Here is a 12,965-nt window from a genome sequence, read left to right as displayed (position 1 = left end):
TAAAATAAAAAGGTAAAAGATTTTCTCATCTCTTACCTATCCACACGCAAGAACCATGCCAAGTTATTAATCTATTTGATATTTTTTGAGTTTTCTGACTACACTAGGCTGGCTGATTCCCAGGACAGACGCCATCTTAGTCGTTGTTTTATATTTTCTCCTCGCTTGTATCAGCCTTTCTTTTTCCACCCTCTCAAGTGATACTGCGAGCGGCTCATCCCATTTATTATTCATTTTTGAATAGGAGCCCTCCTCTTTCCGGTAAGGCTCCGGCAGGTCTTCAGGAGGGATGACCGATTTCTGGGAGATGACGACCAGCCGTTCAACAAGATTCAGAAGCTCACGCACATTCCCCTTCCATTCCAGCTCGTGCATCCTGTTGAGCACTTCGTTGTGGAAGATCCTTTTCCGGTTATAGAAGGCGGTAAAGTGCTCGAGAAAGCGATGGACCAGAGGAATAATATCATCCCTTCTTTCCCTCAGGGGAGGAATCGTGATAGGGACTACGTTAAGGCGGAAGTATAGATCACTCCTGAACTGCTTATCCTCAACCGACCTGCTCAGCTTCCTGTTTGTGGCGCTGATCAGACGGAAATCAGAGGTGGTTTCCTTCCTCCCCCCGATTCTGTAGAACGATTTACTCTGGATCAATTTCAGCACCTTCACCTGATTCTGCAGGGAAAGCTCCCCGACTTCATCAAGGAAAAGAGTTCCTCCGCTTGCAAGCTCCGCAAATCCCTTCTTCCCGCCTTTGATGGCTCCTGTAAAAGAACCCCCTTCATAGCCGAACAGCTCTGCTTCGAACAAACTCTCCGGTATTGCCCCGCAGTTCACCTCTATAAATGGCCCCCCGGCACGCTCGCTCTTCTCATGGATCATCTTTGCCAGTTCTGTCTTTCCCACACCCGATTCCCCGAGAAGAAGAACATTCGCATCCACCCCTGCAACCTGGTTCGCAGCTGCCAGGACCTTGCGCATCGACTCGCTCTTGGCCACCATCTTTTCTTCTCTCTGATTCTGCTTTTTCAAAAGGTTGAGCTCCTGCCGCACCCTTTCAATCTCCGCTGTCATCTCTTCCATGCCAGCCTTGATTTCCATCAGTTCCGTCACGTCATGTGAATAACTGACCACCCGGGTCAGCACCCCTTCTTCATCAAAAACGGGCAGCCCCGTCACCAGCAGCTTCTTTCCGCCCGAAAGAGTCTGGACAAACGTGACCCTCTCCCGGCTCTCTACTACCATAGGAGTCGCAAGCGGCGTGAACAGCCCTTCCTTCTCCAGGTCATAAACCGACCTTCCCATCAACCCCTCGGCATCCACACCATAGACAGCGCCGGTTGCTTCACTGACCTTCACAATGGTCCCGTCGACTCTTGTTACTAATATATCTTCCTGCAGCGAATGTAAAATCTTCTTATATTCATCCCACTCTGCCATAATCAAATCCACAGCCCCTTTATTCATTTTTGAATAATGATTGAAAAAATCCTGGAACCTAAGATATATCCGTATATTATTATTCAATTCTGAATACTCTTTGCATTATACTACCATACCTCCCGGTCCTGTCACCATGAGGCGGAAGATGCAGTCACGCTTTAACGCATTAACGCAAGTGGGGACAGTCCCCACTTGCGTTAATGTGTTAAAGCGCTTCTCTTACTTCTTGAATCGATACCCGACTCCCCAAATGGTTTCAATCATTTCCGGGTTGGAAGGGTCTCTTTCTATTTTCTCCCTGATCTTTCGGATATGCACTGTAACGGTTGTGATATCCCCAAGTGAATCGTATCCCCAAATCCGTTCAAAGAGGTGTTCTTTGCTGAAAACCCGGTTCGGATTGGAGGCCAGAAATACAAGCAGGTCAAACTCCTTAGCTGTAAAGACTTTTTCTTCTTCCTCGACAAGCACACGACGCGAATCCGTATCAATCAGGAGGTCGTTGACAACAATTTCGCTCCTGCCCGCTTCCCGATTGACCAGCCGTTGATATCTCGCCATATGCGCCTTCACCCTTGCCACTAGTTCATTCGGATTAAACGGCTTGACGATATAATCATCGGCACCGCGGTCAAATCCCCTGATTTTATCAATGTCTTCCTTCTTCGCAGTCACCATCAAAATCGGGATATCAAGGAACTCTCTCAGCTCGCGGCACAGCTGAAAGCCATCCATGCCCGGCAGCATCAAATCCAGCAGGATGAGATCGTACGATTTCTCCCTGGCAAGCCTCATCCCTTCATCACCCGTCAAGGCAATTTCGCTTTCAAACCCGCTGACCTCAAGATAGTCCCTCTCAAGCTCGGCAATATCCACTTCATCTTCAATGATCAATATCTTCTGCAATCATTTCACCTTCTTCAATGCAAAATAAATACTTGTCCCCGTCCCTGGAGCACTTTCTGCCCAAATCCAGCCGCCATGACCTTCAATGATCTTTTTTGCAATCGATAAGCCAAGCCCGCTCCCGCCCGTGGCAGAATTCCTTGACGCGTCTGTCCGGTAAAAACGTTCAAAAATGTGCGAAAGGTCACCCTCTGAAACTCCGCACCCATTATCCCTTATCTCCACCTGCACCTCATCCTCAGAGGAAACCAGGGTAATGCGGATCTCCTTCAGCGTTTTATCCATATATTTCAGACTGTTCTGGGTGATATTCATCACGACTCTGTGAAGTTTTTCCCGATCACCTTCAACTAAAAATCCTTCACCTTCCAAAATCAATTCAGCCTTTCCCTTTCCTTTTTCAAGCTGAAAAGAAAGCTCTTCTATATAATCAGCAAAGAAAGTTTCCAGATTGACCTCTTCGAACCGAAACTCCAGCTCTTCTAAATCAAGCTTGGAGTACAGGAACAATTCATCAATCATACTGTCCATCTCATGCGCATTCTTTTTAATCTTTTCCATATAACGGTGAAGTTTATCAGGCGTATTCGCCACTCCATCCTGTACCCCGCTCACATACCCCTTAATGGAGGTCAATGGTGTTTTCAGATCATGAGAAATACTCGCCACCAGTTCCTGCCGATTTCGTTCGTACTGCTTTTGGACTGCACCTGCTTCCTTCAGCTTCAGGCGCATATCTTCAAAAGTGTTGGATAAGTCTCCTAATTCATCCTTCTTCTCCGTTCTCACACTATAATCTAGATCACCGTCACTGATTTTCCGGGCAGCCACTGACAAATTCTTAATCGGCACCAGGATGCTTCTAGAAACAAAGTAAGTCAGCAGGCCATTGGTCAGCAGCAGGATGATGATCATTGCAGCAAATCGGAGAGTGAGGAAGAACTTTAGATTCTCTCCTTCTGCTTCTCCTCCAAAAACATAGAACAATAAGTAACCCGCAATGATTTCCACTATCAGCAAACAGGCAATCGGGATAACGATCATTCCGATATTCGATAGAATCAACTTTTTCTTTATGGACATCCTTCCACCCCTCTCTCTTTTTCCAACTGCTGCTTTAGGTAAAACCCCAAAAAACCGGGTCCCAAGCGTTTCATCTTGTTAGTCGGATTTACCAAGCGGATTGCTGGAGAATTTTTAAAAATCACATCAAAGCTAAAAGAAATATTTCTCAAAAAAGGTATAGACTGCCAAGTTTTCCTGACAGCCTGCAACACTATCTTTCCATTATTCGTCCATCTTCTATATATAATACCCTGTCACACAGATGAAGCACCCGTTCATCATGCGTAACCATCAGTGCCGCTTTATTCCGGGACTTCACCTCGCGGGCAATCATCTCGACGACCTGCTTCCCCCTGTCGGAATCAAGGCTAGCCGTCGGTTCGTCAGCCAGGATAAGCTCCGGATCATTCATGAAGGCCCTTGCGATGGCCACCCTCTGCTTTTCACCGCCGGACAGCTCTTTCGGGTAATTCTTCAAACGGCTGCCGAGCCCCAGTTGTTCCAGCATTTCCACCGCACTCTTCTTATTCCTGCCCCCTCCTGCAATATCACCCACAAGGAGCAGCTGGTCCCTCACGGACAGATAAGGAATCAGGTTGGCTGATTGAAAGATAAAGCCAATTTTTTCAAGACGTACTGAGGTCAGCCTTGAAGACTTATATTCCGAGATCATTTCTTCATCAATTGTAACCTTCCCTGTACTCGGTGTCAGCAGCGCACCAATAATCGATAACAAAGTGCTCTTCCCTGAACCCGACGGACCGACGACTGCTACGAATTCCCCTCTTTTCACACTAAATGAAATATCCTTCAGCACCTGCACAGTGGTATCGCCATCTCCGAAAGACTTCGTGATATTTTCCATTTTTAAAATCGCGTCAGTCATCATTCAGCCCTCCCAATCGCTTCAAGCGCATCCGTTTTGGCAACCTGGTAAACAGAAAGGAGTGCGCCTAGTAAATTCAATGCCAAAAACAAACCGGCAGTACCAAGCATCAATTCCGGCGTCAGCCGAAACGGCATGTCTTCCGGGATTAACCGTGTCATTCCGTAAACGAGCGAACCGCTGAAAACAAGTCCAATCATAGTCAAGAGGCCAACCTGGATCATGATACTTCTGGCAATATAGCCTGTTGTCGCTCCGATAGCTTTCAAAACGCCAAGCTGGTTCAATTTATGAATCGTGATCACATAGAAGAAAACAGTCGAAACGAATGCGGAGATGATGAACAGGAACACCACGATCATCTTCAGTGATCCCTGGGTTTCTGTGTAACCTGGGATGCTCTTCACCGCTTCACCGATTGTCAGGGTTTCGAATCCATCAACATCCACTTTCTCCCCTGAATACAGGACGGCATTATAGCTCGTTCCCTGATTTGGATTCATAGACAGCCCCGCTTCCAGACTGGCATAGGCAACCGGGATATTGGAATACAGCTGATCTTTGGAAAAACCGGCAATGATCAATTCCTTCCCGGTGTTTTTATCCGTGACAGTATCCTTCAAGCTAAAGCCATCATTCTTGATGCTTTCATCGATGATCACTTCATTTCCAGTTAACTCGTTGATGTTTTTTCCTTCTGCTATTTCGATGTCTGGATAACTTTCAGTATCAACCGAAAAGTAGGTTACATCCACTTCTTCTTCATTGCTAGAAAAACTCGTCATCATCGTAACAGATAACGGCGAAAAATCGCGGTCCAATTTTGCCTCGATTTCGTCAAACTGATCTTCACTCAGATTTGAACCAATGATTGCCCCTTCTGCTTCTTCATTCAAGACCACATGATCTGCCGCAAGGTTCCTTACAGCTGCACTATCCCCGAATCCAAGCCCATTCGCCAGGCCGCTTATAAAAAACACCAAAAATAAAACCGCAATCATGATCAAACTGATCAATGTATATCTTAATTTCGATTGTCCCAATTCCTTGAATGCTAAAAACATTTACTTCACCCCTCTATCCATGCTCTTTTGATCCATAATCGGCACCGCAACGGCACAGATTCCTGCCATAAAGTAGGACAGATACTTAATGCCAAACGGTTCTCCAAAGACCGTCATACTGATGATACCAATCACGCTGGATAACGCAATTCCAAGGACAAACCCTCCAAACAGACCGACAAGAATAGATAAAAATAATCTCATTTTGATTTCTCCCCTCTTTTCATTTTGAATCCTAAATTCCATGACTGCGTGACAAGCCAGACCGACTGGCCCAGTATCACCATTGCGAAAACCGGATGCATAGCACCTGCCCACGGCAGTGTCCTGGTGATATTTGCTGTAAAATACATCAGGAAAATGAACACCATTAATATGAGTACCTGCATCAGGATTTTCCTTGGCAGCCTCCCGATAAAGGCTGATAACAACATCAACAGCGGCAGGGAAAACCCGAAATAGTGCACAAACTGCGTATGCTTCGCCCAATTCACCGGATTTACAAAAGTCGCCGCCCCGGCAATAAAAACCTGCGCCAGCACACAAGCAGCAAACAATATCGATGAACCAAGAAAAACACCCCTGCCAGCACGAAACCTCAATCTATTATCTTTCACCTTGCTTCCTCCTTTGTTTCAAACTCTAAAGCCATCTTACAAAGGACTTCTAAACGAACTATTATGAAATTCTTAAATAAATCTTAAATCCACGCTTTAGCGCATTAACGCAAGTGGGGACAGTCCCCACTTGCGTTAATGTGCTAAAGCATTCGCTCCTGCTACACAAAAAAGAGACAACGGCGGCTGCCGTTGTCCCTCAATCCTCATTTCTTTCTTCTCATTTCGTATTTCTGATTTTATGCTACTTCATTATTAATCTTGATCGCTTTTCCTTCCTTCTTCCACTCCCTGAATTCACCGGCAGCAGTGAACAGCACATCCGTTGATGAATTGAGCGCTGTTTCAAAAGAATCCTGAAGTACGCCGATGATAAAGCCCACGCCGACTACCTGCATGGCCACATCACCTGGTATCCCGAATAAGCTGCACGCCAGCGGGATCAATAACAACGAACCGCCCGCGACCCCTGAAGCACCGCAAGCAGAAAGGGCTGCCACCACACTGAGGATGATTGCCGTGGGAATATCTACAGCGATACCAAGTGTATTTACAGCGGCAAGCGTCAGCACAGTAATTGTGACAGCAGCACCCGTCATATTGATGGTCGCCCCCAAAGGAATCGATACGGAATAACTGTCCTTATTCAATCCCAAATCCTCACATACCCTCATGTTGACCGGGATATTGGCCGCTGAACTCCGTGTGAAAAAGGCTGTGATCCCGCTTTCCTTCAAACATTTAAACACAAGCGGATATGGATTTTTTCTCATAAGCAAGAACACAATCACCGGATTGACCACCAAGGCAACCAGCACCATGCAGCCGATCAAGACAGCAAGCAGCTTTCCATAGCTTAACAGCCCTTCGATCCCTGTCGAAGTAACCGACTCGATGACCAGTCCCATGATTCCCAGCGGAGCAAACCTAATGATCCAATCCACAATTTTGGAAACCGCCTCTGAGAAGTCAGCAATAACTCCCTTAGTGGAATCCGCTGCATTTTTCAACACCAGGCCAAGAAGGACTGCCCACGCCAGAATCCCGATATAGTTTGCATCGGCCACAGCATTAAAAGGATTATCAACAATATTCAACAGCAGCGATTCCAGGACCTCGGCGACACCGCCTGGAGCCGTCATGTCTTCCGCCCCTTCAGTCAGCGTCAAACTCACAGGAAAAATGAAGCTGACAAAGACAGCTGTCACCCCTGCCAGGAAAGTCCCCAGCAAGTATAAAAGAATGATAGATTTCATATTCGTCTGACTGCCTCTTTTATGCTGAACAATGGCTGACATTACTAAAAAAAGGACCAGCACAGGAGCGATGGCTTTCAACGCACCTACAAACAACGTACCAAGAATCGAGAGCGGCTCTGCCGCCTCAGGTATCGTCACAGCAAGGAGGATACCAACAATCAAGCCTATGACAATCTGCTTCACAAGGCTTAACTTCCCCCACATTTTCAGAATACTACTCATTTCACAGCCCTCCTTCAATTTAAAAAAATAGATTTGTTTTTTCTTTACACACAGATATTCCTTTTCACACGCACAATTGTATTTCTAGTAAAAACAATTATATAACCTCTCAGATATATTTCAATGGATTTCCCTCAGAAAAAAATAGTCGGAACTCACTGATAACTATCAAACTGACTCCCCAATATGCTCAAAAAGGTTTAAAGTTCCCAAAGGAGTCTAAACTAACCAAGAGAACCTTTACCACACTAACGCAAGTGGGGACAGTCCCCCGCTGCGTTAATGCACTAAAGTCACAACATCAAAAAACCACTTATAAAGGAGAATGTTTATATGTCAGAGAAAGTATTCACTACATCCGTTTCAGCAGTAGGCGGCCGTGAAGGACGCGTGGAATCCTCTGAAGGAAACATCAACCTTCAATTAGCGATGCCTGGAACGCCAAGAAAAAAAGAGCTTCCTGAGGCAACCAATCCTGAACAGCTATTCGCTGCCGGATATGCCGCGTGTTTCGATGGTGCTCTTCAATTGATCGCCAAAAAAGCAAAAGTGAACTTCGATTCCGAGGTGACAGCCAATGTGAGTCTCCTGAAAGATGAAGAAGACCAAGGGTTTAAGCTAGCGGTTAAGCTGCAGGTAAAAGGAACAGGCGTCGAGCGCGGCACACTTGAGGACCTTGTCCACAAAGCCCACGACTTCTGCCCATACTCCAAAGCAACACGTGGAAATATCGAAGTAGAATTGGAAGTCGTAGAGTAACCATACAAACGCCCACAGTTGAGCAAAAGCCTCAACCGTGGGCGTTTTCCTTATTAATCAAACGTTTGATTAACTCTCTAAATCCTTTAACGCATTAACGCGTCCGGGGACTGTCCCCGGACGCGTTAATGCGTTAAAGCACCTTCCACCAAAATATTTACATTATTTCCAACTCCTATCATATATAATGATAATGTACATACTTGAAAAGGAGAGAAGCTATGAATTCATTACCTGTTTTAGGGAAGGATCGTATCGTGACAATCGATATCATCCGGGGGTTTGCACTGTTCGGCATATTCCTTGTCAACATGCCGGCATTTCATTCTGCGGAGTTTTTAACCTCCTATTACGGAATCGAGGTTGAGAGGTCCGGAGCCGACTATTGGATTGACCTGTTTTTCGCGCTGTTCATCGATATGAAGTTCTTCACAATTTTCTCTTTCCTGTTCGGGCTCGGATTCTATATATTCATGAGCCGCGCAGAGCAGAAAGGATTGAAAGTAAAAAGCTTATACCTAAGGAGGATCCTCGGCCTGTTCCTGTTCGGCGCCGCCCATATCATCCTGCTTTGGTTCGGAGACATCCTCCACACCTATGCCCTCACCGGATTATTACTGTTAGCTTTCTATAAAAGAAAAATCAAGACGATGATCATCTGGGCATTCAGCCTGCTGTTTGCCATCAATGTCCTATTCGCCCTGTCACTGCTGCTGCCAAGCGGCCTGCTTGAAGAATTGCAAGGAATGAACGTTTCCATGTACAATGACCTGATCGGCGGCTATGTCGATGCCTACACAACGGCAAGTTACGGTGAATTGATATCCTACCGCCTTGATGCAGAGGTAGTTCCGCTCATTCTGAACGCCATTCCGGCTATGATTCCCGTACTGGCCATGTTCCTTTTCGGACTTGCGGCAGGAAAAGCTGGAATTTTCAAGCCCGATACCCCGCACCTGGGGCTCATCCGCAAAATCAGGAACATCACCCTGTTGATCAGCATTCCGCTTGTCACACTGCTCGCCCTATATAAACTGGAAATCCTGGGTGCCGGAATCAAAAATTCAACATACGTACAGCTTTTTACCAGTCTCAGCGGTGTGTCTCTTTGCTTCTTCTATATCTCGGGTTTGACCCTGCTCTTGAAAAAAAATCAGTGGCAAAAGCGTTTGCGGCCGCTGGGCTTCGCCGGGCAAATGGCGCTGACCAACTACCTATCGCAGACCATCATCTGCGTTGCCATCTTCGTCGGATTCGGCCTATACGAACAAGTAAGTCTCTGGGCAGGTACACTACTGGCACTGGCCATCTTTGCCGCCCAGATCCTGTTCAGCTATTTCTGGCTGAAAAAATTCCAGTTCGGTCCGTTCGAATGGCTATGGAGATCCTTCACCTATGGCAAGTTCCAATCCATAAAAAAGAGAGAACCATCACCGGAACCTGCAGATAACAGAGGAATACTATAAGAAACGCTTTAACGCATTAACGCAGCCGGGGACAGTCCCCGGCTGCGTTAATGCGTTAAAGGATCCAACCATTCCCCTCCCTATTCACATTTCCTCTCTTCTGCTATACTTCTAGAATACCTTTCACTAAAATCCGAGGTGTTCTTACTATGATCAACGCAACCGGCTGGGTGACCTTTTCGTATACCCCAAAAGCCGTCAAAAACTATAAACCCAAAGCGATCAAAACCATCAATGCCTTCAGCAAAAACGGCAATCGTTTCGACGTCCAAACCGTCTCTCCACCGTTCGACCGGGAAGGAGATATTGCCCTGCAGGTCAAATGCAACTTCGATATCAATATTAAGGAACGGTACGGATTCCGTGAAGGCGCCGATTACATCAGTGTCATAGGGGACGAGCTGCAGCAGCTGCTTCCAATGGCCGGTGTGCCGATCACGCAGATTACGAATATCCATAGGTTTTAGGGGGATGCTCCTCTCCTAAAACCTCTCAACAATAGACTGATTTTCATTAAAAAATCCCCATCCCCTTGCTGCCAGCCGTTTTCTCCCTGGACATTGTGAACAATTCTTTCTTCCTCAACAGGGCTTTTCAGATTCATATAAAATAGCTATCAAATTTCCGAAAAGAACCTAAAAAAGAAGCTTCCTCATTAAAAAGAGAAAGCTCCAATAGACTTTATCATTTACCTAAAGACCCCTGAAGCAGTTTCGAATCAAGAAACGGCATGACAGGGCTGACCTCAGTGAAACCCTTCTTATTTAAAGCATCCACAGCCAGTTCATTCAAAAGCGTTTCATCAATGAAAGGGGCCACTGGTAAAAGTGATTGGATTCCCTTTTCTTCATAGCTTTTCCGCGCACAATCAGACAGTATTTCCCCGCTTATCGAATGGGACATGGCTGCCAAAGCCCCCAATCCTTTCCCTTCAAATTCCTCAACCGCAATCTCCTCGATAACCTCTTGGGTGATGAAGGGAACTAATGGAGACAAACCTTCTCCACCAGATTGCTCAAATTCCTTCCTCGCGCATCCATCCACAATTTCCTGGCTGATAAACGGGGCCAATGCAGCTAACCCTTTTAACCCGTTAGAGTCAAATTCCCGCTCAGCACATTTATCGATGACCCCCTGACTGATGAAAGGAGCAATGACAGCCAGAGCTGAAAACGTATTCCTTCCCGCTTCCAGTTCTGCCAGCGAATCGATTTTCTCCTGGCCAATATAAGGCGCAATAGCCGCCAGTCCTTTCAAACCGGACTTATCAAACTCCTTCTCTGCCAAACGGTCAATCAGCTCTTGCCCTATATATGGGATAATCAATGTAAGCTCTTTCGAAGACAGTTCTCCATCCATATTCCGGTACACCATATCGGCTTGATCCTGGGTAATGATCGGAGCAGCTTGTAAAAGTTCATCTTTATCCACAGATGTGAACGACATTTTTTCTTCATCTTCCACCAGGTTTTTAACCAGCTGTGTCCCTGTTTCATTAGATAAAATCTCATCAATGCTCACATTTAATATCCTGGCAAGGTCAGGCAGCTTGGAGATATCCGGCATCGTTTCTCCCCGCTCCCAATTACTCACCGCCTGAAAACTGACTCCCATTTGATCCGCAAGCGCCATCTGGGTAATCTTCTTTTTCTTCCTTAACCCCGCAATTACCTTCCCAACTTTCTTCATATCAAACAAACCAATCACCTCTTTCCAAATATAAATCAAGTGTAGGTGCCTGGGACTGATTTTCCTATCAAGTGATGCTTGAGTTCTGGTAAAATACGACTCAAGCTGCTATTGAAAACCAAAAAAGATGGAAGGAACACCCTCCACCCAAAAAAATTACAGCTTCTCCCCATTACTGGATATAACATCCTTATACCAGAAGAAAGATTTCTTCCTGCTTCTCTCCAACGTACCGCTGCCATCATCATGCTTATCGACATAGATGAAACCATAGCGTTTGGAGTATTCTCCTGAAGATGCACTGACCAAGTCGATGCAGCCCCAAGATGTATAACCGATGAGATCAACACCATCTTCAACCGCTTCACCCATTGCTTTAATATGATCACGGAGATAGTCGATACGGTAGTCATCATTGATGGTGCCGTCTTCCTCGACTTTATCGTAAGCACCAAGACCATTTTCAACAACCATCAGCGGTTTTTGGTAACGGTCATACAGCTCATTCAAAGCTATACGAAGGCCGGTCGGGTCGATTTCCCAGCCCCAGTCACTCGCTTTCAAAAATGGATTTTTCACTCCCCCGATAAGGTTCCCTTCACCGACTTCTTCTGGAGTCTTTTCCTTTTTCTCCGTTCTGGACATGTAGTAGCTGAATGAAATGAAGTCGACTGTTCCTTCTTTGATTGTGTCCAAGTCGCCTTCTTCCATTTCAATCTGGATATCGTTTTCTTTGAAATAACGATTAATGAATGTCGGATATTCTCCGCGAACCTGAACGTCACCACAAAAGAAGTTAAAGATTCTTCCATCTTCTAATGCATGCATAACGTTTTCCGGGTTTGAATCATAGGAATACGTTGGTGCGTAGATCAGCATATTGCCGATCTGGGATCCAGGGATGATCTGGTGTCCAAGTTTCACTGCAATGGCACTCGCCACAAATTGATGGTGAAGTCCTTGGAAGCTTTCCTGCAGACGGGTTTCATCACTAGTAGCTGAGAAGCCGAGGCCAAATAACGGGAAGTGAGTGGCACCATTGATTTCATTGAATGTCAGCCAGTATTTCACTTTGTCTTTGTATCGGTTGAAAAGGACAGTCACATAGCGCTCGAAGAATTCTACTAATTTACGATTCTTCCAGCCGCCATATTCTTTGATCAAATGTAACGGAGTTTCATAGTGAGCGATGGTCACCAATGGTTCGATTCCATGTTTATGGAGTTCATCGAACACCCGGTCATAGAAAGCCAGTCCTTCTTCGTTTGGTTCAAGCTCGTCACCCTTAGGGAAAATACGGCTCCATGCAATACTCATACGGAATACCTTGAAGCCCATTTCTGCAAACAGGGCAATATCTTCTTTATAACGGTGGTAAAAATCTATCGCTTCATGATTAGGATACGTGTATTTTTCTGTATCCATTTCATAGTCAAACCCTGACTGGGACAAAAGCTTCATACGGACTTTTCCGCCTGGTAAAACATCTGCCAGGTTCGGCCCTTTCCCGCCTTCATGATATCCGCCTTCTAACTGATTCGCTGCTGTAGCGCCGCCCCATAAAAAGTTTTCTGGAAATTTCATTATAATTA

The 12,965-nt window shown here is 45.8% G+C and carries 13 protein-coding genes; 3 read left to right on the top strand and 10 right to left on the bottom strand.

The window, feature by feature from the left end:
• Positions 1 to 66: 66 nt before the first annotated feature.
• The 8 genes from D3H55_RS19635 to sstT form a co-directional block, all read right to left on the bottom strand.
• Positions 67 to 1,437 carry a sigma-54 interaction domain-containing protein gene (locus tag D3H55_RS19635; RefSeq protein WP_205685512.1) on the bottom strand — a complete coding sequence of 457 codons (1,371 nt, stop codon included), beginning with the start codon at positions 1,435 to 1,437 and terminating at the stop codon, positions 67 to 69.
• 222 nt (positions 1,438 to 1,659) lie between these two features.
• The gene (locus D3H55_RS19630) at positions 1,660 to 2,346 is read right to left on the bottom strand and encodes a response regulator transcription factor (protein ID WP_119549003.1); all 687 of its coding nucleotides are present in this window, start codon (positions 2,344 to 2,346) and stop codon (positions 1,660 to 1,662) included.
• Positions 2,347 to 3,429, bottom strand: a complete 1,083-nt coding sequence (locus D3H55_RS19625; RefSeq protein ID WP_119549002.1) for a sensor histidine kinase — start codon at positions 3,427 to 3,429, stop codon at positions 2,347 to 2,349.
• A gap of 193 nt (positions 3,430 to 3,622) precedes the next feature.
• Positions 3,623 to 4,297, bottom strand: a complete 675-nt coding sequence (locus D3H55_RS19615; RefSeq protein ID WP_119549000.1) for an ABC transporter ATP-binding protein — start codon at positions 4,295 to 4,297, stop codon at positions 3,623 to 3,625.
• The gene (locus D3H55_RS19610; RefSeq protein WP_119548999.1) at positions 4,297 to 5,361 is read right to left on the bottom strand and encodes an ABC transporter permease; all 1,065 of its coding nucleotides are present in this window, start codon (positions 5,359 to 5,361) and stop codon (positions 4,297 to 4,299) included. The genes D3H55_RS19615 and D3H55_RS19610 overlap by 1 nt, the downstream gene beginning before the upstream one ends.
• Entirely contained in the window at positions 5,362 to 5,565 is a 204-nt protein-coding gene (locus D3H55_RS19605) for a DUF5957 family protein (protein ID WP_119548998.1), read from the bottom strand.
• Positions 5,562 to 5,978: a DUF6220 domain-containing protein gene (locus tag D3H55_RS19600; RefSeq protein WP_119548997.1), complete on the bottom strand. Its 417-nt coding sequence runs from the start codon at positions 5,976 to 5,978 to the stop codon at positions 5,562 to 5,564. The genes D3H55_RS19605 and D3H55_RS19600 overlap by 4 nt, the downstream gene beginning before the upstream one ends.
• Before the next feature lie 239 nt (positions 5,979 to 6,217).
• Positions 6,218 to 7,459 (bottom strand): serine/threonine transporter SstT, encoded by a 1,242-nt coding sequence (sstT, locus tag D3H55_RS19595; protein WP_119548996.1) that lies wholly within the window; start codon positions 7,457 to 7,459, stop codon positions 6,218 to 6,220.
• A gap of 333 nt (positions 7,460 to 7,792) precedes the next feature.
• Between sstT and D3H55_RS19590 the strand changes: the two genes are divergently transcribed.
• From D3H55_RS19590 to D3H55_RS19580, 3 genes are all read left to right on the top strand, one after another.
• Positions 7,793 to 8,218, top strand: coding sequence for an organic hydroperoxide resistance protein (locus D3H55_RS19590; RefSeq protein ID WP_119548995.1), 426 nt, complete (start codon positions 7,793 to 7,795; stop codon positions 8,216 to 8,218).
• Between the two features lie 221 nt (positions 8,219 to 8,439).
• Positions 8,440 to 9,684: a DUF418 domain-containing protein gene (locus D3H55_RS19585; RefSeq protein WP_119548994.1), complete on the top strand. Its 1,245-nt coding sequence runs from the start codon at positions 8,440 to 8,442 to the stop codon at positions 9,682 to 9,684.
• Positions 9,685 to 9,833: 149 nt separating this feature from the next.
• Positions 9,834 to 10,151, top strand: coding sequence for a hypothetical protein (locus D3H55_RS19580; protein WP_119548993.1), 318 nt, complete (start codon positions 9,834 to 9,836; stop codon positions 10,149 to 10,151).
• Between the two features lie 217 nt (positions 10,152 to 10,368).
• On the opposite strand, the gene D3H55_RS19575 is transcribed toward D3H55_RS19580, so the two are convergent.
• Positions 10,369 to 11,373: a helix-turn-helix domain-containing protein gene (locus D3H55_RS19575; RefSeq protein ID WP_168413179.1), complete on the bottom strand. Its 1,005-nt coding sequence runs from the start codon at positions 11,371 to 11,373 to the stop codon at positions 10,369 to 10,371.
• 156 nt (positions 11,374 to 11,529) lie between these two features.
• Complete coding sequence (locus D3H55_RS19570; RefSeq protein WP_119548991.1) at positions 11,530 to 12,957, bottom strand: glycoside hydrolase family 1 protein; 1,428 nt, start codon at positions 12,955 to 12,957, stop codon at positions 11,530 to 11,532.
• Between the last annotated feature and the right edge of the window lie 8 nt (positions 12,958 to 12,965).

This window comes from Bacillus salacetis, from assembly GCF_003581585.1.
GTDB lineage: Bacteria > Bacillota > Bacilli > Bacillales > Bacillaceae_B > Rossellomorea > Rossellomorea salacetis.
Note: the sequence above shows the minus strand (reverse complement) of the source record. Positions and strands in the feature narration are given on the sequence as shown.

Excerpts from the sequence above, each read along its gene's own strand:
- D3H55_RS19635 (WP_205685512.1), bottom strand. The coding sequence starts at position 1,437 with ATGGCAGAGTGGGATGAATATAAGAAGATTTTACATTCGCTGCAGGAA.
- D3H55_RS19625 (WP_119549002.1), bottom strand. The coding sequence starts at position 3,429 with ATGTCCATAAAGAAAAAGTTGATTCTATCGAATATCGGAATGATCGTT.
- D3H55_RS19615 (WP_119549000.1), bottom strand. The coding sequence starts at position 4,297 with ATGACTGACGCGATTTTAAAAATGGAAAATATCACGAAGTCTTTCGGA.
- D3H55_RS19610 (WP_119548999.1), bottom strand. The coding sequence starts at position 5,361 with ATGTTTTTAGCATTCAAGGAATTGGGACAATCGAAATTAAGATATACA.
- D3H55_RS19605 (WP_119548998.1), bottom strand. The coding sequence starts at position 5,565 with ATGAGATTATTTTTATCTATTCTTGTCGGTCTGTTTGGAGGGTTTGTC.
- sstT (WP_119548996.1), bottom strand. The coding sequence starts at position 7,459 with ATGAGTAGTATTCTGAAAATGTGGGGGAAGTTAAGCCTTGTGAAGCAG.
- D3H55_RS19590 (WP_119548995.1), top strand. The coding sequence starts at position 7,793 with ATGTCAGAGAAAGTATTCACTACATCCGTTTCAGCAGTAGGCGGCCGT.
- D3H55_RS19585 (WP_119548994.1), top strand. The coding sequence starts at position 8,440 with ATGAATTCATTACCTGTTTTAGGGAAGGATCGTATCGTGACAATCGAT.
- D3H55_RS19580 (WP_119548993.1), top strand. The coding sequence starts at position 9,834 with ATGATCAACGCAACCGGCTGGGTGACCTTTTCGTATACCCCAAAAGCC.
- D3H55_RS19575 (WP_168413179.1), bottom strand. The coding sequence starts at position 11,373 with ATGAAGAAAGTTGGGAAGGTAATTGCGGGGTTAAGGAAGAAAAAGAAG.
- D3H55_RS19570 (WP_119548991.1), bottom strand. The coding sequence starts at position 12,957 with ATGAAATTTCCAGAAAACTTTTTATGGGGCGGCGCTACAGCAGCGAAT.